This window comes from Kitasatospora albolonga, assembly GCA_002082585.1.
Lineage (GTDB): Bacteria > Actinomycetota > Actinomycetes > Streptomycetales > Streptomycetaceae > Streptomyces > Streptomyces stephensoniae.
This window is the reverse complement of sequence record CP020563.1, coordinates 4,208,464-4,228,619: the sequence shown is the minus strand read 5'-3', so window position 1 is coordinate 4,228,619 and position 20,156 is coordinate 4,208,464. Positions and strand designations below refer to the sequence as shown.

General features: G+C 72.1%; 17 protein-coding genes and 3 tRNA genes. 8 read left to right on the top strand and 12 right to left on the bottom strand.

Going from position 1 to position 20,156, the window contains the following annotated elements; translation table 11 throughout:
- Positions 1–87 precede the first annotated feature (87 nt).
- From B7C62_18405 to B7C62_18395, 3 genes are read right to left on the bottom strand one after another with little or no spacing between them, the layout of a single operon-like run.
- Positions 88–2,337: a phosphoribosylformylglycinamidine synthase II gene (locus B7C62_18405; GenBank protein ID ARF74001.1), complete on the bottom strand. Its 2,250-nt coding sequence runs from the start codon at positions 2,335–2,337 to the stop codon at positions 88–90.
- Complete coding sequence (locus B7C62_18400) at positions 2,334–3,014, bottom strand: phosphoribosylformylglycinamidine synthase I (GenBank protein ARF74000.1); 681 nt, start codon at positions 3,012–3,014, stop codon at positions 2,334–2,336. Before B7C62_18400 ends, B7C62_18405 begins: the two co-directional genes overlap by 4 nt.
- Positions 3,011–3,262 (bottom strand): phosphoribosylformylglycinamidine synthase subunit PurS, encoded by a 252-nt coding sequence (locus B7C62_18395; GenBank protein ID ARF73999.1) that lies wholly within the window; start codon positions 3,260–3,262, stop codon positions 3,011–3,013. Before B7C62_18395 ends, B7C62_18400 begins: the two co-directional genes overlap by 4 nt.
- A 454-nt stretch (positions 3,263–3,716) precedes the next feature.
- Between B7C62_18395 and B7C62_18390 the strand changes: the two genes are divergently transcribed.
- The 8 genes from B7C62_18390 (at position 3,717) to B7C62_18355 (ending at position 8,790) form a co-directional block, all read left to right on the top strand.
- Positions 3,717–4,052: a hypothetical protein gene (locus B7C62_18390; protein ARF73998.1), complete on the top strand. Its 336-nt coding sequence runs from the start codon at positions 3,717–3,719 to the stop codon at positions 4,050–4,052.
- Between the two features lie 239 nt (positions 4,053–4,291).
- Positions 4,292–4,366 (top strand) — tRNA-Gly (locus B7C62_18385).
- Positions 4,367–4,442: 76 nt separating this feature from the next.
- Positions 4,443–4,518: transfer RNA gene (locus B7C62_18380), tRNA-Gly, on the top strand.
- A gap of 130 nt (positions 4,519–4,648) precedes the next feature.
- A complete protein-coding gene (locus B7C62_18375; protein ARF73997.1) occupies positions 4,649–5,659 on the top strand; it encodes a multidrug ABC transporter ATP-binding protein in 1,011 nt (336 codons plus the stop codon).
- On the top strand, positions 5,656–6,480 hold the full coding sequence (locus B7C62_18370) for a hypothetical protein (protein ID ARF73996.1): 825 nt from the start codon (positions 5,656–5,658) through the stop codon (positions 6,478–6,480). Before B7C62_18375 ends, B7C62_18370 begins: the two co-directional genes overlap by 4 nt.
- A gap of 63 nt (positions 6,481–6,543) precedes the next feature.
- On the top strand, positions 6,544–7,839 hold the full coding sequence (locus tag B7C62_18365) for a sensor histidine kinase (protein ID ARF77244.1): 1,296 nt from the start codon (positions 6,544–6,546) through the stop codon (positions 7,837–7,839).
- A 223-nt stretch (positions 7,840–8,062) separates the two neighbouring features.
- Positions 8,063–8,692 (top strand): DNA-binding response regulator, encoded by a 630-nt coding sequence (locus tag B7C62_18360; protein ARF77243.1) that lies wholly within the window; start codon positions 8,063–8,065, stop codon positions 8,690–8,692.
- A gap of 22 nt (positions 8,693–8,714) precedes the next feature.
- Positions 8,715–8,790: transfer RNA gene (locus tag B7C62_18355), tRNA-Gly, on the top strand.
- 61 nt (positions 8,791–8,851) lie between these two features.
- On the opposite strand, the gene B7C62_18350 is transcribed toward B7C62_18355, so the two are convergent.
- The 9 genes from B7C62_18350 to B7C62_18310 all read right to left on the bottom strand — a co-directional run bounded on the left by B7C62_18350 (position 8,852) and on the right by B7C62_18310 (position 20,154).
- Positions 8,852–9,766 (bottom strand): phosphoribosylaminoimidazolesuccinocarboxamide synthase, encoded by a 915-nt coding sequence (locus tag B7C62_18350; GenBank protein ARF73995.1) that lies wholly within the window; start codon positions 9,764–9,766, stop codon positions 8,852–8,854.
- Between the two features lie 135 nt (positions 9,767–9,901).
- Positions 9,902–11,185, bottom strand: a complete 1,284-nt coding sequence (locus B7C62_18345; protein ID ARF73994.1) for an ABC transporter — start codon at positions 11,183–11,185, stop codon at positions 9,902–9,904.
- The gene (locus B7C62_18340) at positions 11,182–11,922 is read right to left on the bottom strand and encodes a macrolide ABC transporter ATP-binding protein (protein ID ARF73993.1); all 741 of its coding nucleotides are present in this window, start codon (positions 11,920–11,922) and stop codon (positions 11,182–11,184) included. The genes B7C62_18345 and B7C62_18340 overlap by 4 nt, the downstream gene beginning before the upstream one ends.
- Complete coding sequence (locus B7C62_18335) at positions 11,919–13,250, bottom strand: hypothetical protein (GenBank protein ARF77242.1); 1,332 nt, start codon at positions 13,248–13,250, stop codon at positions 11,919–11,921. The genes B7C62_18340 and B7C62_18335 overlap by 4 nt, the downstream gene beginning before the upstream one ends.
- Before the next feature lie 70 nt (positions 13,251–13,320).
- The gene (locus B7C62_18330; protein ID ARF73992.1) at positions 13,321–14,298 is read right to left on the bottom strand and encodes a hypothetical protein; all 978 of its coding nucleotides are present in this window, start codon (positions 14,296–14,298) and stop codon (positions 13,321–13,323) included.
- Positions 14,292–14,711, bottom strand: a complete 420-nt coding sequence (locus B7C62_18325) for a hypothetical protein (protein ARF73991.1) — start codon at positions 14,709–14,711, stop codon at positions 14,292–14,294. Before B7C62_18325 ends, B7C62_18330 begins: the two co-directional genes overlap by 7 nt.
- Before the next feature lie 280 nt (positions 14,712–14,991).
- Positions 14,992–16,452: a phosphoribosylamine--glycine ligase gene (locus B7C62_18320; GenBank protein ARF73990.1), complete on the bottom strand. Its 1,461-nt coding sequence runs from the start codon at positions 16,450–16,452 to the stop codon at positions 14,992–14,994.
- A gap of 304 nt (positions 16,453–16,756) precedes the next feature.
- Positions 16,757–18,454, bottom strand: a complete 1,698-nt coding sequence (locus tag B7C62_18315) for a hypothetical protein (GenBank protein ID ARF73989.1) — start codon at positions 18,452–18,454, stop codon at positions 16,757–16,759.
- A 449-nt stretch (positions 18,455–18,903) separates the two neighbouring features.
- Positions 18,904–20,154 carry a phosphoribosylamine--glycine ligase gene (locus B7C62_18310; protein ID ARF73988.1) on the bottom strand — a complete coding sequence of 417 codons (1,251 nt, stop codon included), beginning with the start codon at positions 20,152–20,154 and terminating at the stop codon, positions 18,904–18,906.
- Between the last annotated feature and the right edge of the window lie 2 nt (positions 20,155–20,156).

Sequence of the window (20,156 nt, the reverse complement as noted above, 5' to 3'; positions counted from 1 at the left end):
ATCGCCATCAAGAGGGCCCGAGGAAGGCCGAAGCCCCCACCCGGAGGGCCCGGGCGGGGGCTTCGAGAACGCCGGTCGGCGCGCGGCTCAGGCGAACAGCGCGGGGATCGTCGCCTCGTGCGCCGTACGGATCTCGCTCAGCGGGATGCTGAACTCGCCCTGGAGCTCGATCTCTTCGCCGTCCACGACACCGATGCGGGCGACGGGCAGACCGCGCGCGCCGCACATGTCGGTGAAGCGGAGCTCCTCGCTGCGCGGGACCGCGACGACCGCGCGCCCCGCCGACTCGGAGAAGAGGAACGTGAACGCGTCCAGGCCGTCCGGCACGACCAGCCGGGCGCCCTTCCCGCCGCGCAGGCAGGACTCGGTGACCGCCTGGATCAGGCCGCCGTCGGACAGGTCGTGCGCCGCGTCGATCATGCCGTCGCGCGAGGCGGAGATGAGGATCTCGGCGAGCAGCTTCTCGCGGCCCAGGTCCACCTTCGGCGGCAGACCGCCGAGGTGCTGGTGGACGACCTCGGACCAGGCCGAGCCGCCGAACTCCTCCGCCGTGTCACCGAGCAGGTAGAGGAGCTGGCCCTCTTCCGCGAAGGCGACCGGCGTACGCCGGGTGACGTCGTCGATCACACCGAGCACGGCCACGACCGGCGTCGGGTGGATCGCCGTCTCACCGGTCTGGTTGTAGAGCGAGACATTGCCGCCGGTGACCGGGGTGCCCAGCTCCAGGCAGCCGTCCGCGAGACCGCGCGTGGCCTCGGCGAACTGCCACATGACGTCCGGGTCCTCGGGGGAGCCGAAGTTCAGGCAGTTGGAGATGGCGAGCGGCTTGGCGCCGGAGGCGGCGACGTTGCGGTACGACTCCGCCAGCGCGAGCTGCGCGCCCGCGTACGGGTCGAGCTTGGCGTACCGGCCGTTGCCGTCCGTCGCCATCGCCACACCCAGGTTGGAGTCGGCGTCGATCCGGACCATGCCAGCGTCCTCGGGCATCGCCAGCACGGTGTTGCCCTGCACGAAACGGTCGTACTGGTCGGTGATCCACGCCTTGGACGCCTGGTTCGGGGAGGCGACCAGCTTGAGGACCTGCTCGCGCAGCTCGACGGCGTTCGCCGGGCGGGCGAGGTTCCCCGCGTCGTCCGCCTGGAGCGCGTCCTGCCAGGACGGGCGGGCGAACGGGCGCTGGTAGACCGGGCCTTCGTGGGCGACCGTGCGCGGCGGCACGTCCACGATCTGCTCGCCGTGCCAGAAGATCTCCAGCTGGGAGCCCTCGGTCACCTCACCGATGACGGTGGCGATGACGTCCCACTTCTCGCAGATCTCCAGGAAGCGGTCCACGTGCTGCGGCTCGACGATCGCGCACATGCGCTCCTGCGACTCGCTCATGAGGATCTCCTCGGGCGAGAGCGAGGAGTCGCGCAGCGGCACGGTGTCCAGCTCGACGCGCATCCCGCCGGAACCGGCCGAGGCCAGCTCGGAGGTGGCGCAGGAGAGCCCGGCGCCGCCGAGGTCCTGGATGCCGTCGACCAGCTTCTCCCGGAAGATCTCCAGGGTGCACTCGATGAGGAGCTTCTCCTGGAAGGGGTCACCGACCTGGACGGCCGGGCGCTTGGCGGGGCCGGTCGACTCGAAGGTCTCCGAGGCCAGCACCGAGACACCGCCGATGCCGTCGCCGCCGGTGCGGGCGCCGTACAGGATGACCTTGTTGCCCGCGCCGGACGCCTTCGCGAGGTGGATGTCCTCGTGCTTCATGACGCCGATGCACCCGGCGTTGACCAGCGGGTTGCCCTGGTAGCAGGCGTCGAAGACGACCTCGCCGCCGATGTTGGGCAGGCCCAGGCAGTTGCCGTAGCCGCCGATGCCCGCGACGACGCCCGGCAGGACGCGCTTGGTGTCGGGGTGGTCGGCGGCGCCGAAGCGCAGCGGGTCGACGACGGCGACCGGGCGGGCGCCCATCGCGAGGATGTCACGGACAATGCCGCCGATACCGGTGGCCGCGCCCTGGTAGGGCTCGATGTACGAGGGGTGGTTGTGCGACTCGACCTTGAAGGTGACCGCGTACCCCTGGCCGACGTCCACGACGCCCGCGTTCTCCCCGATGCCGACGAGCATCGCGTCGTTGACGGGGACCTTCTCGCCGAACTGCTTGAGGTGGACCTTGCTGCTCTTGTACGAGCAGTGCTCCGACCACATCACCGAGTACATGGCGAGCTCGGCTCCGGTGGGGCGGCGGCCCAGGATCTCGCGAATCCGGGCGTACTCGTCCTCCTTGAGGCCGAGCTCCTTCCAGGGCTGCTCGGCGTCCGGGGTCTCGGCCGCGTGCTTGACCGTATCCAGGCTCATGCGTTGACCAGCTTCTTGATGATCGAGGTGAAGAAACCGAGGCCGTCGGTGCGGCCGGTGCCGATGAGCGGCTCGACGGCGTGCTCCGGGTGCGGCATCAGACCGACGATGTTGCCCGCCGCGTTGGTGATGCCCGCGATGTCACGGAGCGAGCCGTTGGGGTTGCCGTCCAGGTAGCGGAAGGCGACCCGGCCCTCGGCCTCCAGCTCGTCGAGCGTGCGCTCGTCGGCGGTGTACCGGCCGTCCATGTTCTTGAGCGGGACGCTGATCTCCTGGCCCGCGCTGTAGTCGGCGGTCCAGGCGGTCTCCGCGTTCTCCACCCGCAGCTTCTGGTCGCGGCAGATGAAGTGGAGGTGGTTGTTGCGCAGCATCGCGCCGGGCAGCAGGTGCGCCTCGGTCAGGATCTGGAAGCCGTTGCAGATGCCGAGGACCGGCAGACCGGCCTTCGCCTGCTCGATGAGCGTCTCCATCACCGGCGAGAAGCGCGAGATGGCTCCGGCCCGGAGGTAGTCCCCGTAGGAGAAGCCGCCGGCCAGGACGACCGCGTCGACCTGGTGCAGATCCTTGTCGCGGTGCCAGAGCGATACGGGCTCCGCGCCCGCGATCCGGACCGCGCGCAGGGCGTCCTGATCGTCCAGGGTGCCGGGAAAAGTGACGACGCCGATACGGGTGGTCACTTCTCCTCCTCCACCTTCACGACGAAGTCCTCGATGACGGTGTTGGCGAGGAAGGTCTCGGCCATCTCGTTAATACGGGCGAGGGCGGCGTCGTCGACCGGCCCCTCGACCTCCAGCTCGAAACGCTTTCCCTGACGAACGTCCGCGATTCCCTCGAAGCCAAGACGGGGCAGCGCACGCTGCACCGCCTGTCCCTGCGGGTCGAGGATCTCCGGCTTGAGCATGACGTCGACTACGACGCGTGCCACTGGCACTCCCGGTGTGGTGGTGTGGTGCGGCTGTCTCTCCGGGGGGTTCCCCAGACCCCCGCGGGTCCACTCAGCGTACCTGCCCGAAATTTCTACGCGGGTAGATATGAGACGGAACGGATACAGAACGGATACGGCGGCCGGACCCCCACAGGTCCGGCACAGATCACATCGGGTCCGGCGCGGATCACATCGGGATATCGGCCACGACAACCGGTGGGAAAAGTCCTGGGAAAGAATCACGCCCGGGATTGCGCCCGGACACGCGGATGTAATTGGCTGGGCTTCACAATGCGGTACCCACCGCTGTACAAATGATTACCGGGGAAAGCAGCATTGCCCCGGGAACACCGGAACAGTCGACAGCAGTCGACCCGTATCCGCCTAACAGCCGGAAGGCCGGCCCACCGGCGCACGCCCGACGCGCCGACGCCGTAGGAAAGGACCGATATCCGTGGCCCAGCGCGTAGTGGTTACGCTCTCCGACGACATCGACGGGGGAACAGCGGCGGAAACGGTCACCTTCGCCCTGGACGGGAAGACGTACGAGATCGACCTCAATCCCGCCAACGCGAAGAAACTGCGGAAGACCCTGGCGCCTTACATGGCGGCCGGTCGAAAGCAGACAAATGCCAGCAAGCACGGCAGGACCCCCGCGGCCTACCACCACACCTCCCTCGCCCCGGACCCCGCGGCCGTCCGCGCCTGGGCCCGCTCGCACCGGATGGAGGTGCCGGCCCGGGGCCGCATCCCGAAGAAGGTCTACGAGGCGTTCAAGGCGGCCGACTGAGGAACCGGGCGCGAGCGTCCGCCCTCCGGCGGCGGACGCTCCGTCAGGAGGGGTGCGCGGGGCCGCGACCGGGCGGACCGGGAGGCTCGTCGCACGGCTCCGCGGCACGCTCCGGGACCGCCCGCCGACCCGCCTCACGGGGCCCGCCGGGAGCCGACTTGCGCGACACCCCCGCAGGTCGGCTAGAGTCTGGAGCACGCCGAGGGGCGAGGCCGAAAAGCCGAAACCCCCAGCAGCGTGCGGGTGTAGTTCAGTAGTAGAACATCCCCCTTCCAGGGGGAAGGCGCAGTGTGCAATTCCTGTCACCCGCTCCGCACGACTCTTCGGACCACTCCGGTGGATCAGGTAGAGTGGTGCTCGCTCCACCGGTGAAAGCCGAGTGGTTGCACTGCGGACGTAGCTCAGTTGGTAGAGCGCAACCTTGCCAAGGTTGAGGTCGCCAGTTCGAACCTGGTCGTCCGCTCCACAGAACAGAGGCCCTGACCGAATCAGTCAGGGCCTCTGTCGTGTTCGCCTTCCCCCGCCATGACGTTTGTCATGGGCACTGGTGACAGCGCGCACTGCTCGCGGGCCCGCTCCGGCGGAAAGCTCGAAGCATGACCAGCGACGACTTTCTCAGCGACCGGGCGGCCCGTCCCGTGGTGGACGGGCCGGTGATCGTGGCGGACGGGGTCCGCCGCAGCTACCAGGACGGCTTCGAGGCCGTGTCGGGTGTCTCCTTCTCCGTGGCCCGCGGCGAGCTGTTCGCCCTGCTCGGGACGAACGGCGCGGGCAAGACCTCCACCGTGGAGCTCCTGGAGGGGCTGGCGCTCCCGACCTCCGGGACCATCAGGGTCCTCGGCCACGACCCGTACCGCGAGCGCGCCGCCGTCCGGCCCCGGACCGGGGTGATGCTCCAGGAGGGCGGCTTCCCCTCCGACCTCACCGTCCTGGAGACCGCGCGGATGTGGTCGGCGTGCACCACCGGGGCCCGCCCCGCCGCCGAGGCCCTGGAGATGGTCGGGCTCACGAGCCGTACGAAGGTGCGGGTCAAGCAGCTGTCCGGCGGGGAGAAGCGGCGCCTGGACCTGGCGCTGGCCCTGACCTCGCGGCCCGAGGTGCTCTTCCTGGACGAGCCGACCACGGGGCTGGACGCGGAGGGGCGGCGCGACACCTGGGAGCTGATCCGGGCGCTCCGGGACGGCGGCACGACCGTACTCCTGACCACGCACTACCTGGAGGAGGCCGAGGCGCTCGCGGACCGGCTGGCGATCATGCACCAGGGGCAGATCGTGACGGCCGGGACGACCGCCGAGGTCACCGCGTCGCAGCCCGCCAGAATCCGGTTCACGCTGCCCGACGGCGTACCGGCGGGGCACCTTCCGCTCTCCCTGCGCGCGGGCGGCGAGGGGCAGCGGATCGAGATCCGTACCGCCACGCTCCAGGAGTCGCTGCACGAACTCCTCGGGTGGGCACAGGAGTCGGGCGTGGCGCTGCTCGGGCTCGACGCGCGCTCCGCCTCCCTGGAGGAGGCGTTCCTCCAGATCGCGAACACCCAGCTCCGCTCCCGTTCCGAGGACCCGCGCGGGGCCGGGGCCATGGACAGCAAGAAGAAGGTGACGGCATGACGACGCCCACCGTCCTCGCGGACGACCGCACGGCCCCCGGCCGCTCCCCCTCGAAGGCTTCCGCCTCCGGGCGGCGGCTGGCCGCCCTCGCCCGCGCCGAGCTGATCCTGCTGGTCCGCAACCGGTCCGCGATCTTCCTGGCCCTGGTGCTGCCGGTCGTGATGATCTTCTCGATCCGGGCCTCGCTCCAGCAGATCGACCTCGCGGGCACCGGGCTCTCTATCGCGGGCGCCGCCCTCACCGGCGGGATCGGCATCGTGCTGGTCCAGGTGGTCTACATGAACCTCGTCACCGGGTACGTCACCCGGCGCGAGGAACTCGTCCTCAAGCGGCTGCGCACCGGCGAGATCACCGACCGCGAGATCCTCACCGCCACCGCCCTGCCCTCCGTCGCCCTCGCGCTCCTCCAGTGCGTGCTGCTGGTCGTGGCCGGGGCGATCGCCTTCGACCTGACCGCCCCGAAGCGGCCCGAGCTGTTCCTGCTGGGTCTGGTCGTGGGCCTCGTGATGATGTCCGCGCTGGCCGCCGCGACCTCCGCGATGACCCGTACGGTCCAGACCTCGCAGCTCACCACGTTGCCGCTGTTCTTCGTCTCGCTCTTCGGCTCGGGGATCTTCGTCCCGCTGGACGTCTTCCCGGACCGGCTGGCCTCGGTGTTCGAACTGCTGCCGCTGACCGGGGTGATGACCCTCGTACGGCACGGCTGGCTCGGCCACGCGGAGACCGGCGACCTGGTCACGGCCGGGGTGACGGCGCTGGCCTGGACCGCGTTCGCGGTGTTTGCTGTGCAGCGGTGGTTCCGCTGGGACCCGCGCGGCTGAGTGCACAAGAATTCCCACGGGGACGGGACTCCCCGCGGGGGCCGGACGAAGGGGCTGGACGAGGTGATCGGACCCGAGCGGGTACGGGGCTGGCGGCGCGACTGGCAGGAGCGGACCAAGCTCCAGCGCATCGACCTCTACACCCGGGTCACGCTCTGTCTGCTCCCCTGGGTCTTCCTGCTGTCCTGGGGCCTGATGCCGCTCGGCGCGATCCTGGACCGGGGGCCGGGGGCGGTGGCCCTCGGCGCGGCGTTCTTCGCCCTGAACGTCATGCAGTGCGTGCTGAGCAACCGCAATGTGGGGCCCGCCTTCGCCCACTACCGGGGCGCGGAGCCCTTCCCGCCCCGTCGGCTGCGGCTCCCGGCGGTGCTGCTGGCGGCGGCCACCGGGCTGCTGGTGGCCCTGGCGGCGGTGGACGCCGTCGGCGAGGCGGGGCTGGCCCTGCTGGTGCTGGACCTCCCCCTGGCGTTCGCCACCCCGTACGTGCTCCTCGTCCCCGTCCGGACGTACCTGCTCCGCTCCGCGGCCTTCGCGGCGGCCGTGGTGGCGCTCCTGGCGGCCGTCGGAGTGCCCGGCGGCCTGCTGTTCGGGGCGTCCCTCTCGCTGGCCGTCGTCATCCTGCTGGTGCTCAGCTCGGCCCGGCCGAGCGCCTGGACCCTGATGGTGATGTGGCAGGCGGAGGACGCGCGGGACATGCAGGCCCGGCTCGCGGTGGCGGAGGAGCGGCTGCGGTTCGGCCGGGACATGCACGACGTGCTGGGCCGGAACCTGGCGGTGATCGCGCTGAAGAGCGAGCTGGCCGTGGAGCTGGCCCAGCGCGGGAACGCGGCGGCCGTGGACCAGATGGTCGAGGTCCAGCGGATCGCCCGCGCCTCGCAGCAGGAGGTACGCGATGTCGTACGGGGCTACCGCGAGGCCGACCTGCCCACCGAACTCCTGGGCGCCAAGGGCGTGCTGGAGGCCGCCGGGATCAGCTGCACCGTGGAGGGCGCCGACGGCCCGGCGGGGATCGGGGCGCCCCCGGCGGTCCAGGCGGCCCTGGGCTGGGTGGTCCGCGAGGCGGCGACCAACGTCCTGCGCCACGGCGACCCCCGGAACTGTGTGATCCGGCTGACGACGGCTTCGGGCGCGGTGGTGCTGGAGGTCGAGAACGACGGGGCCGTCACCACGGGGACGGACCCGGCCGACGGCGGCTCCGGGCTGGCCGGGCTGCGGGAGCGGCTCGCGGCCCTGGGCGGTTCGCTGGCGGCCGGGGCGGCCGGGGAGGGCCTGTTCCGCGTCACGGCGACGGTCCCGCTCACGGCCCCGGCGGTCCGCCCGTCCCCCACACCCCGGACGCTCTCCCCGGAGGACCGATGACCACCGGGACGACCCCGGCCCCGGCCCGTACCGCCTCTTCCTCTTCCCGGACAGGCCGATGACACCCCCCGTACCGCCTCCTCCCCGGACAGGCCGATGACCACCGCCCGTACCGCCTCTCCGGCCCGCCCCGCCCCGCCGGAGCACCGGTGACCCACACCCGTACCGCCCACACCACCCGTACCGCCCGCCCGGAGGGAAGAGGATGACCGCCGAAGGGGACATGACCACCGAGGGCTCCGGCCGGCCCCTGCGGGTGCTGCTCGCCGACGACGAGCACCTGATCCGGGGCGCGCTGGCCGCGCTGCTCGCGCTGGAGGACGACCTCGTGGTGGTCGCGGAGGCGGCGAGCGGCCCCGAGGCGCTCGCGATGGCCCTCGCGCACCGGCCCGATGTCGCCGTCCTCGATCTCCAGATGCCGGGCGCGGACGGTGTGAAGGTCGCCACATCGCTGCGCGCCGAACTCCCCGGCTGCCGCACCATGATCGTGACCAGCCACGGCCGCCCCGGGCACCTCAAGCGGGCGCTGGCCGCCGGGGTGCGCGGGTTCGTGCCCAAGACCGTCAGCGCCCGTCGGCTCGCCGAGATCATTCGTACCGTCCACGCCGGAAACCGTTACGTCGACCCGGAGTTGGCGGCCGACGCCATCTCCGCCGGGGACTCCCCGCTGACCGCCCGGGAGGCCGAGGTGCTCGAACTGGCGGCGGACGGGGCGCCCGTCGCGGAGATCGCGGAGCGGGCCTCGCTCTCGCAGGGGACGGTCCGCAACTACCTCTCCTCGGCCGTCTCCAAGATCGGTGCGGAGAACCGGCATACGGCGGTGCGTCTCGCCCGCGAGCGGGGTTGGGTATAGTGGGCACCGCACTTCGGCGCACGCGGACGTAGCTCAGTTGGTAGAGCGCAACCTTGCCAAGGTTGAGGTCGCCAGTTCGAACCTGGTCGTCCGCTCCAGTTACGGAGAAGGCCCCGGTCCTTGAGGACCGGGGCCTTCTCCGTTTTCATCCGCCGCCCGTCACGCCCAGGTGGCGCCGGTCAGGACTTCGTACGCCTCGATGTACTTGGCGCGGGTCGCGTCCACGATCTCCTGCGGGAGCGCGGGCGGCGGCGTCTCGCTCGCGCGGTCCCAGCCGGAGGCCGGGGAGGTCAGCCAGTCGCGGACGAACTGCTTGTCGTACGAGGGCTGCGCGCGGCCGGGCTGCCAGGTGGCGGCGGGCCAGAAGCGCGAGGAGTCCGGGGTCAGCACCTCGTCCGCGATGATCAGCCGCTCGCCGCCGTCCTCGGTGCTCTCGTGGCCGAACTCGAACTTGGTGTCGGCCAGGATGATCCCGCGGTGGTGGGCGATGTCCCGCGCGCGGCGGTAGACGTCGAGCGTGGTCCGGCGCAGCTCGGCGGCGGTCTCCACACCGACCTGGTGGGCGACCTCCTCGTACGTCACGTTCTCGTCGTGGTCGCCGACGGCCGCCTTGGTGGCGGGGGTGAAGACCGGGCCGGGCAGCTCGGAGCCGTCGACCAGTCCCTCGGGGAGGCCGATGCCGCAGACCGTACGGGAGGCGTTGTACTCGACCAGCCCGGAGCCGGTGAGATAGCCGCGCGCCACGCACTCGACCGGGACCATGCGCAGGTTCTTGCAGACGAGGGTGCGGCCCGCCCACTCCGCCGGGGCGCCGGGCGGCAGCTCGGTGGAGATGACGTGGTTGGGGACGAGGTCGGCGAGCTGGTCGAACCACCAGAGCGAGAGCTTGGTGAGGACGCGGCCCTTGTCGGGGATCTCGGTCGGCAGGACCCAGTCGTAGGCGGAGATACGGTCGCTGGCGACCATGACGAGGTCGCCCGCCTCGTTCCGGTACAGGTCACGCACCTTGCCGGTGTGCAGGTGGGTGAGGCCCGGAACCTGCACGGGCTCGGGCTTTTCTACAAAACCGGACACGGTGCCTCCGCGTAGATTGATCCAGGAGCGGTTCCGATTGTCCCGTACGGAGGGGGCGGAGCGCGCGCGGGGCCCGGCGGGGCGTGCGGACCCGGCCCGCCACCGGCCCTCCCGGCCGCCGTCGCACGCCCGTACTCAGCGACGCAGCGCCTCGGCGGGCTCGATCCGGCTGGCCCGCCATGCCGGGTACGCCCCCGCGAGCAGCCCCGTCACCAGGCCGATCAGGGGCGCTGCGAGCAGCGTGGTGGGGTGCACGACCGGTGTCCACTCCCGCGCCACCGCGACGGCCACCACCGTCAGTGCGCCCAACGCGGTCCCCACCAGCCCGCCCACCGTTCCCAGGGCCGCGGACTCGGCCAGGAACTGGCTGGTGATGTGTCCGGCCCGCGCTCCCAGAGTGCGACGCAGACCGATCTCTCCCGTCCGCTCAAGCACGGCCACCAAGGTCGTGTTGGCGATGCCGACCGCCCCGATGACCAGGCACACGACGGCCAGCAGCAGGAAGAGCTGGTTCAGGTCCGAGCCGACGGTGTCACGCAGCGCCTTGGGGTCCGGTGGCGGAACCGCCTTGAACCGCTCCGGGTGGGCCGGGTCGAGGGCCAGGGGCGCCTGGTCGGCGATCTGGGTGGCTGCGCCCAGCTCCGTGGATATCAGCATCCTGGCGGGGGACTCCGCGCCGGGCTCGCCCCACTCGCGGGCGGCGACACTGCCCGGTACGACGACGGAGAGCAGCAGATCGGTCTTGCGCCGCACGTCGCCGATGATGCCGATGACCGTGAAGGGCCGGTCCCCGATGAACACGACCGGACGGCTCTCCAGTGTGGTGATGCCGAGCCTGGCGGCCATCCCGGAGCCGACGACGGCCACCGGGACGGCTTCCTTCTCGTGGTATTCGTCGAAGAGCCGCCCCGCCTCCAGCGTGGGCTGCGCCGCGCGCAGGACACCCGGGCCCGCGGCCGCGACCTGGGTCTCCTCCTCACCGACGGTGGCACCGACGGGGGAGGCCCGGACGCCGGCGCCGTCCGGGAGGCTCACCGGCCAGTAGACGCCGGCGTCCGAGACGCCGTTGAGACGTTCGATCCGGTCGGCCGCGTCATCGGGGAAGGAGACGCCGATGGCCGATCCGTCGGCCGCACCGATGTCCTCGACCGTGACCTCGGTGGCGGTCAGCGCGTTGAAGCGGCCGTCGATCTGGGATGAGGTCGTCGCCGTCAGACCGAGGACGGCCACGAACGACCCGATGCCCAGCACCGTGCCCAGTGCGGTGAGCACCGAGCGCGCCGGCCGCTGGAGCACGCCCGCGACGGCCTCCGACAGGAGGTCGCGCAGCGCGAAGCGGGAGACGTCGGCCCGGTCGGTCCGGCGGTGTCCGCCCCTGCGGCGTCCGGCCCGCCGGGCTCCTCGACCCGGGGGCCTCACGCGCCGGACCGGTGGTCGGCCGAGGTGTGGAGCGGGGCGGGCCTCGCGTCACGGGCCGGGCGCGGCTCGGTGAGCCTGCCGTCCCGGATGGCCAGGGCGCGGCTGCCGCGGGCCGCGACCGCGGCGTCGTGGGTGATGACGACGAGAGTCATTCCGTCCTTGTGCAGATCATCGAGAAGGGCGAGGACCGAGTCGGCGGTCGCCGTGTCGAGGTTGCCTGTCGGCTCGTCGCACAGCAGAAGGGAGGGGCGTCCCACCAAGGCGCGCGCGATGGCCACGCGCTGCCGCTCCCCACCGGAGAGCCTCGTCGGCATGGCGTCGACGCGGTGGCCCAGCCCCACCCTGACCAGTGCGTCCCGGGCGCGGGCGGCCCGTTCCCGGCGGGGAACCCCGCTGTAGACCATGGCGAGCGCCACGTTGTCCAGGGCACTGCGGTGCGGCAGCAGGTGGAACGACTGGAAGACGAATCCGATGCGCCGCCCGCGCAGTCCGGCCCGATCGGAGTCCGGAAGGCCGGTGGTGTCCATGCCGTCGAGCAGACAACGCCCCTCGGTGGGCGCGTCGATGAGGCCCGCGATATTGAGGAACGTCGACTTGCCCGACCCGGAGGGCCCGGTGATGGTGACGTACTCACCGCCTGTGATGACGAGGTCGACGGGAAGGAACGCGGGGACGGGCGGCGGGCCGGGATAGGTGAGCCCGACGCCGCGGAACTCGATGACCGGCGCGGGAGTCAACGGGCTCCGCCCTCGCCACCCGGCGCCTTGCCGACGATGACACGGTCACCGGGCGCGAGGGCGTCCTGCGGCACCGGGGTCACCTGGACACTGCCGTCGCCCTCCAGACCGGGGCGTACCCGTATCTGACGGCGTTCCCCGTTCCGGGCGAGGACCGTGACGACGGTGCTGCCGTCCGCGGCGGACGATACGGCGGAGAAGGGGACGACCAGGACCTTGCCCCGGGAAGCCTTGATCTCGATGGTGAGCCGCACCTCCTGGCCGACGAGCGCCGCGTCGATCTTCTTGTCCGGGGTGACGTTCAGGGTGGCCAGGGCGCCCGCGCCATCGGCTTCCCCCTCCCCGCCGCCTTCCGACTCGCCGTCGCCCCCTTCCCGCCGCACCGAGCCGCCCGGTTCGGTGACCGAGGTGGCCGTGCCGTCGAACTCGTCGCCCGTGGCCTCGGCGAGGATGCGCACCTTCTGCCCGGACCGCACCACGCCGCGCTGACTAGGCGTGAGCACTCCCCTTACGCCGAGCGAACCGGAGGAGATCGTCATGACGCTGCCCGGAGCCCGGTCACCCACTCCGACGGTGACCGACTCGACCCGGGCCGGAAAGCGGTCCAGGAAGACGACTTCCGAGGCGGGGAGCATGGCACCGGCCTGAAGACGCGCCGCGGCCAACGCCTTCTCGGCCCGGCCCAGGTCCTCCTGGGCCCGGACCACGGTCTTCTCCTCCTGCCGGTCCGCGGCCCGGACGTCCTGCAACGCCCTCTCGGCGTCGGTGACGGACGTCATGGCCGCCTCGACCTGGGCGGCGCCGTCCTCGACAACCGGGCGTGGGTCGTATCCGAGGGACCGGTAGAAGGCGTCCAGGGCGGCCTGGGTTCCGGCGCCGAACTCACCCGCGGGATCGGCGGTCGAGGGAAAGCCACGCCCGGCAAGCGCTTCGCGCAGCTGGGTCACGTCCGGCCCGCGGGCCCCTGGCTTGAGGTCGCGGTAGGCGGGAAGAGAGCCGGGCAGCGCGAAGACCGGCCGCCCCGAGATCTCCACGAGCACGCTCGCCGCCTTCACCCGGTCACCGGCCCGCAGCGGCGCCTTGGTGACCAGAGGTTCGGCCCCCTCCGCGGCGCTCACCGCCGCGGAGACGGTGAGGGTCCGCTCGGCCGCGACCTGCCCGCGTACCACCAGCGAGGCGCGCAGCACGCGGAGCTCGACGTCGGCCGTGAGTACGTCCCGCTCCGGGGCTCCCGCCTCCGCAGCGGCCTGAGCGGGTGACTTGATCATCGTGGAGGCCCCGAAGCCGATGCCTCCTGCCACCAGCGCCCCCACGACGACCGCGATCAGTACGCGCCTGCGACGGGCCAGGGCCGGTGGCGGCGCATCGTGCGCAGGCCCGCCGGCGGACATACCACGGTCAGCGTGCTTCGATCGCTTGGTTCGCATTCTCGATCCACCTGGCGGTCTTGTCCTTGGCGTCCTCGAGAACTTCGGCGCTCTCTTCGATCACCTGTTTCTCGTAGGCCGTCTCCAGGGCAATGCCCACGCCCAGGTAGTTGACCTTCTTCTTGCAACCCATGTCGGCGACCGCGACGGCGATCTCCCGCTTCCCGGCCCGGGTGGCGTCGGACCACTTCTTCTCGTTCCAGGCGCTGCTCGGGGAGTCGTAGTCGTAACCCTGCTTCTTCATGCAGTCCGACCAGCGCTCGGAAGCGTCGAGAAAGCGGCTGTCCTCGCGGACCTCGGCCATGGCCTTTCCCCGCGCGGATGCGACCACCATCTCGGCGAAACCCTCGCCGAAACCTCCCTTGCCGGCACCGGCAGCCGAGCCGTCCGGCAAGGTGACCTCCTCCGAGGTCGCCGCTCCCGCCGTGATGGTCCGCAGGGCTTCGCCCTCGCAGCCCCCCGCGGGAACCTTCTTGCCGTTGAACGTGGAGACCCTGCCGCTCAACAGGTCGCCCTGTACGTCCGTCACGTTCTTGGCGTACAGCGACTCGGCCCCTGACCCTTTCTCCCGGTCGGGGGCGGGCGGCGGCTTGTAGCCGTACTTCTCCGCCTGGGCGATCGGCACCACCAGGAACTCGGAGTGCTCCAGATACGGCTTTCCGCTGAACCGCGCCAGCGGCTGCGGGTTCTGCGCGTAACCCAGGCCCCTCATACAGGCGTTGACCAGCAGCACACGCGCCTTCTTGAGCGTGTAGTTCTCCTCCGGTGTGGGGAGGTAGGCGTCGAGCGGCGTGGTGATCTGCGCTGCGTCGAGATGCCCCGGGGTGGGGACGGAGCCGATCTCGGGCTCTCCGCCCCCTGCGCCCGGGGATGAGCAGGCGCACATCGCGAGAGCGAGCAGGGCGGTCGCCCCGACGGCGCGCGGAAGTCCGGTCACCTTCGTCAGCACCCGGTCTTCCGGAACGAGGAGAACTCGTTGTTGTTGTCATAGAAGGTCAGGTAGCGGAAGTTCCGGCTGGCGAAGTAACTCGTACCGCCATAGCCCGTGTGCCAGTAGAAGGTGAATCCGGCACACGAGGTGGGCGCCTTGGCGTCATTCGACGCGGCACCGATCGAGTCACCGAGATACGCGCGCTTGATCAAGTAGTACTTGCCGTGGAAGTTCGGGTGCGGGTCGTTCAAGTCGTAGTAGCCCTCGGTGTAGCTGGTGGGCTGCTGGTAATTGAACACGCAGATGTTGCCGGTGTTCGTGCAATCGCCGTCGCCGTCGGCCGTAGCCGTCGAGGTGGCGGAGGCAAGCAGGGCGACCGACACGGCGGCCACCGTGGCGGCGCGCGTCAGCACGGGTCTCTTGGCACCCATTTCGTCATCTCCCCATGGTGCAAGGCCGTTCGAGGGCCTTGGCTTCGGATGGAAGAACACCAGGGATTCCCCCCCTGGGCAGCGCAGCTGCCGATGTTGGCCAACTCGCCGCAGAATAAGTCAACTTACACGTAAGCTACACACGGAACAAGATCTTCTGAATAGGGGCTGGCGATCAGAGCCGCGTGAACGCCCGGGCGATTCCGGGCCGTTGGCCGCGTCGGCAAATCCGGCCGACCGCGCCGATAAATCCGGCCAGCCGCGTCGTACGGGCCCGGATTCAGTCGCGCTTGCAGATCCGGTCGAGGAGGTTGGCCGTGGCCTGCTGGATACGGGCGTCGACGTGGCCGGGGCGGTCCAGGGCCGGGGACCAGGCGAAGGTGCCGGAGGCGAAGACGAGCGCGCCGGAGGGGGCCTGGTAGAGGGAGGTCTCCTGGTGGCGGGTGGCGCCTTCGGAGTCCTGGTACGGGGAGTGGGCGAGCAGGATGCGGTTGTCGTGCTCGGGCAGGCTCGTCCGGGGGAAGTAGCGGTCGGCCTCCCCGGCGACCAGGCCCGGGATCTCGTCGCCGTCGGCCGCGCCCGTGGCGTCCCAGAGCCAGTGCTCGGCGTTGCGGACGACCATCGGGCTGGGCTCGGGCACCCGCCCCGCGTACTGGATGCCCAGCAGCTGCTGCTCGGGCCGGTCCACCTCGCGCCAGAGGGCGGACTTGCCGGGCCCCCGGCGTTTGCGGCAGGTCAGCAGCCGGTCGGGGATGCCTGAGGCGGAGGGGGCGAGGCCCACCTGCCAGTACATGGTGTTGGCGGAGAGGAAGACGAGCGAGGTGCCGGAGTCGCGGGCGCGCTCGGCGGCCCGGCGCATCGGGAGCGACCAGTACTCGTCGTGGCCGGGGAAGACCAGGCCCCGGTAGCGGCTGGGGTCGATGCGGCCCGCGTGCAGGTCGCGGGCGTCGGCGTAGGCGAGGTCGTAGCCGTACCGCTCGGCCCAGCGGATGAAGTCGTACGCGTGCCCCACGTGCAGGGGCAGGCCGGCCCCCGCGTACGGGCGGTCGAAGGAGATCGTGACGGCGGCGTCCTCCTCGCCGAGCAGCCGCCCCCGCTCGTCCCACGCGTGGTAGAGGCTGGCGCCGGTCCGGCCGTCCTCCGGGTAGAGGTTGTACGCCTGCCAGGTGATGTCCGGGAGCAGGAGCAGCAGGTCGGCGGGGTGGTCGTGGCGGACGGTGAACGGGATGTGCGAGCGGTACCCGTCGGCGGTCGTCAGGACGGCCACATGCGCGCCGACCGACCAGTAGCTGGGGATCTGGAGCCGCCAGGACATCCACCAGTGGTGGCAGGAGACGGTCCGGTCGGCGGCGAGGGGGGCGGGCTGGACGATGCCGGAGAGGCGCGGGCTCGTGGTGATCTTGGCGGCGCCGTCACCGCCGTAATGACCGATCCGGTAGATGTCGACGGAGAACTGCTGGGGCGGGTCCACGGTGATGTGGAAGTCGATGGCCTCGCCGGGGGCCGCCGCTCCGGGCGAGGCGAAGCCCTTGATCTGGCGGTGCACGTCGTCGGCGGTGCGGGTGCCGCCGCCGGTGGAGCGGCCGAGCTCGGGGTCCGCGTACCAGGGGACGACCTGGCCGGTGTCGTCGAAGTAGTTCTCACTGCCGCGCAGCCAGGGCAGCGGGCCCTGTCCGAAGGGGTCGCTCACCGCGTGCGCGAGGGCGCCCGACTCCCATCGGCGAATCTGCTCCGCCCCCATGCCGCGCCCCTCCCTCAGGTCCCCCGGACAACTCCGGCGCGCTCCGTGTCAGCGCCGATCCCCAGCACATCACATAACGCACGCACTCCGTCACCCTTCGTCGTTAATTGACGTGAACGGAACCCTTTCTTCCGGTCGTTACGCACGACCGGTCGTGCTGCTACCCGATGCCGAGGGCCGTGTCCGGGTGTGAACGCCGCGTCCGGGCCCGTACGACGGCGTCCATACCGGTTGAACGCCGTGTCCGGGCCCGTACGACGGCGTCCATACCGGTCGAGGGCCGCGTCCGGGCCCGTACGGCAGCTCATACCAGCCGCACCGGCTTGTCGCAGCGGACGCCCACCTCGGCCAGCCAGGACCGCAGCGGGTCCGGGTCGCCGTCCTCGACCAGGCTGAGGACCGGCGTCGCGAGGTCCGCCCGGCGCTCGCCGTCGACGAGCAGCGCGGGGCCGTCCAGCCAGTCCAGGCCGGGGGCCGCGCCCGCCGTGTCCACGGCCGCGCAGCAGACCATGGCCGCGACGTGGTCGGCGAGCAGCTCCGTGCCCGTACGCGGCGGCTGGAGCGGAAAGAGGGGAAGCGGGTCGGGGCCCCAGACGTCGAGGGGGTCGGAGCCCGCACCGGCCGCCGCCGTCTGCTGCGCCGGGCCGGGTGCCGGGGCCCGGGCGTCGTCGCGGGCGACCGCCGCCCCGATCCCGGCCGCGAGCTCCTCGCCGGGGGTGCCGGGGCCGGACAGGTGCTCCATGACCCGGGCCAGGGTGGGCACCGCCGGATCGGCGGCGGAGGCCGGGGGTACGCCCATGGCGTCGAGCACCCGGTGCAGCCGGGCCGCCTCCGTACGCCACTTCCGGTCGACGACCTCTTCCGGATACTGCTGCCAGTCCACCGGCGCCCAGTCCGGACCGCTCTCGGCCGGGCCGCCGTGGAAGAGCCGGGCGGCGAGCAGGGAGGTGGCCTCGTCGGCGGCGCCGGGCTCTTCGAGGAGGTCGCACGCGGGGCGCTCGCCGAGGCGCGAGGCGAAGCCGTCGGCCAGCCGGTCCCGGCGGGAGAGCTCGGTGAGGGCGGAGACCACCCCGGCGTCCAGCCGGGAGGGCCAGCGCCCCATCCGCCAGGCGGGCAGCGCGACCCGGGTCAGCAGCCGGTCCCAGCCCGCGTAGGCGAGGCCGACCTGCTCCTGGGCGGCGATACGGAGCGCGTAGTCGACGCCCTGGGCGCGCATCGAGGCCGTGGCCGCCACGCACCGCTCCATCTCGGCGGCGTGCTCCCGGCAGGCGCGCAGCAGCAGCCGGGCGACCCAGCCGGTGAAGGTGACGGGCGCCCCGCGCAACACGCCCCGGCCGGGGGCGGCGGCGTCGGCCACCGCGGCGTCCAGGCCCCGGACGAAGCGCCGGGCGGCGGCTATGTCGGGGTGCGCGGCGGAGCCGGTGCCCGCCACGACGGGGGCGAGGACGGCACGGAGCTCGGCGACCCGCATCCACCACAGGAACGGCGAACCGATCACCAGGACGGGGGCGGTGTCCTTGGCCACCAGGGCGGCTTTTCCGCCGCCCCGGTGCGTACGGTCGCCGCCCCGGCGGCCACGGTCGCCGCCCCGGTGCGTACGGTCCTCCAGCCAGCTGTCGCAGTCCGGGGTCAGCGCCATGGCCGAGGGCGCGGGGACGCCGAGCCGGTCGGCCAGGTCCCGGACCAGGCGGTAGAGGTCGGGGGCGCCCTCCTCCGCCACGGGGACGGTCGGGCTCACGGCGGGCCGGGCCCGCGCGATCGCCACCGCGACAGCGGCGGCGGTCAGCAGCACCACGACGGCGACCCCGAGCACCGCCCAGCGCACACCGTCCCAGACGGGCCCGCCGAGATGCCCCTGGGCACCCGCCGCGAACAGCACGACGGCCACGGCCGCGGGCGTGATCACCGCGGCCACCGCCCTGCTGCGGATGCGCAGCAGGGCGAGCGCCCGGGCCTGCGCGGCCCGCGCACCCAGCTCCTCACCCACGTCGATACCGGACACGGCCGGATGTCACCCCCTCTGCCTCTGCTCCGCGACGGTGTTGCTCACTCCCCCACTGTGGCACCCGTCACTGACATCGCAATGCCGGTGGGCCAAGTGCCGGAACGCTTGCGCCGCACCCTAGTTGGGGCCCCGGCGGGCGTCATCCGTCTGGCCCAGTCGTCACCCGATGGAATGGCTTTGGGCAAAGCTGCTGACGTGCTCGCGTCCGTAGGGCAGGGCGGGTGCGGGGCGAGGTCGGGGCCGTACCCCGTGGCGCGCAGGTGTGCGTAACCCGTCGCGCGTTGGTGTGCGTAACCCGGAGTGGGGACGCGTGCGTAACCCGGGGCGGGGGCCTGGTGCGTGACTTGTGGTGCGTACGCGGACAGCCCCCCGCGCCGCCCGCGTACGCCGGTGGCGTGCGGGACGGCGCGAGGGGCTGCGGAGCTAGCGGGGCACCGGGAAAGGGCTCAGCCTCCGGCGGCCTTCAGGGCGATGTCCGTCCGGTGCTGGGAGCCGTCGAGGCGGATGCGGCCGAGGGCGGTGTAGGCGCGCTCACGGGCCGCTGCGAGGTCCTTGCCGGTCGCGGTCACCGAGAGGACCCGGCCGCCCGCGCTGACGACGGTGCCGCCCTCGGCGCGGGTCCCGGCGTGCAGGACGTACGCGTCCGGGGCATCCTGCGCCGCGACCTCCGCGAGCCCGTCGATCGGGTCGCCGGTGCGGGGGGTGCCCGGGTAGTTGTGGGAGGCGATCACGACGGTGACCGCCGCGTCGTCGCGCCACGTGAGCGGCGGGAGGACGTCCAGGGTGCCGTTGGCGGAGGCGAGGAGGACCCCGGCCAGCGGGGTCTTCAGCCGGGCCAGCACGACCTGGGTCTCCGGGTCGCCGAAGCGGGCGTTGAACTCGATGACCCGCACCCCGCGCGAGGTGATCGCGAGGCCCGCGTAGAGCAGCCCGGAGAAGGGCGTGCCCCGGCGGCGGAGCTCGTCGACGGTCGGCTGGAGGACGGTTTCGAGAACCTCGTCGACCAGCTTGGGGTCGGCCCACGGGAGCGGGGAGTAGGCGCCCATGCCCCCGGTGTTCGGACCCGCGTCGCCGTCCAGGGCGCGCTTGAAGTCCTGGGCGGGCTGGAGCGGCAGCACGGTGGTGCCGTCGGTGATGGCGAAGAGGCTGACCTCGGGGCCGTCGAGGAACTCCTCGATGACCACGCGGTCGCAGGAGAGGGCGTGGGCGCGGGCCGCCTCGACGTCCTCGGTGACGACGACGCCCTTGCCCGCCGCGAGGCCGTCGTCCTTGACGACGTACGGGGCTCCGAAGGCGTCGAGGGCCTCGTCGATCTCGGCGGGGGTGGTGCAGACGTAGCTGCGGGCGGTGGGGACCCCGGCCCCGGCCATGACGTCCTTGGCGAACGCCTTGGAGCCTTCGAGCCGGGCGGCTTCGCCGGAGGGGCCGAAGCACGGGATGCCGGCCGCGCGCACGGCGTCGGCGACCCCGGCGACGAGCGGCGCCTCCGGGCCGACGACCACCAGCTCGGCGCCCAGCTCGGCCGCGAGGCGCGCGACGGCGTCACCGTCGAGCGCGTCGACCGGGTGCAGTTCGGCCACCTCTGCGATGCCGGCGTTGCCGGGGGCGCAGTACAGAGCGGTGACATCGGGGTCGAGGGACAGAGAGCGGCACAGGGCGTGTTCGCGGGCGCCGCCGCCGATGACGAGGACCTTCACGG

Excerpts from the sequence above, each read along its gene's own strand:
- B7C62_18405 (ARF74001.1), bottom strand. The coding sequence starts at position 2,337 with ATGAGCCTGGATACGGTCAAGCACGCGGCCGAGACCCCGGACGCCGAG.
- B7C62_18375 (ARF73997.1), top strand. The coding sequence starts at position 4,649 with ATGACCAGCGACGACTTTCTCAGCGACCGGGCGGCCCGTCCCGTGGTG.
- B7C62_18370 (ARF73996.1), top strand. The coding sequence starts at position 5,656 with ATGACGACGCCCACCGTCCTCGCGGACGACCGCACGGCCCCCGGCCGC.
- B7C62_18360 (ARF77243.1), top strand. The coding sequence starts at position 8,063 with ATGACCACCGAGGGCTCCGGCCGGCCCCTGCGGGTGCTGCTCGCCGAC.
- B7C62_18325 (ARF73991.1), bottom strand. The coding sequence starts at position 14,711 with ATGGGTGCCAAGAGACCCGTGCTGACGCGCGCCGCCACGGTGGCCGCC.
- B7C62_18320 (ARF73990.1), bottom strand. The coding sequence starts at position 16,452 with ATGGGGGCGGAGCAGATTCGCCGATGGGAGTCGGGCGCCCTCGCGCAC.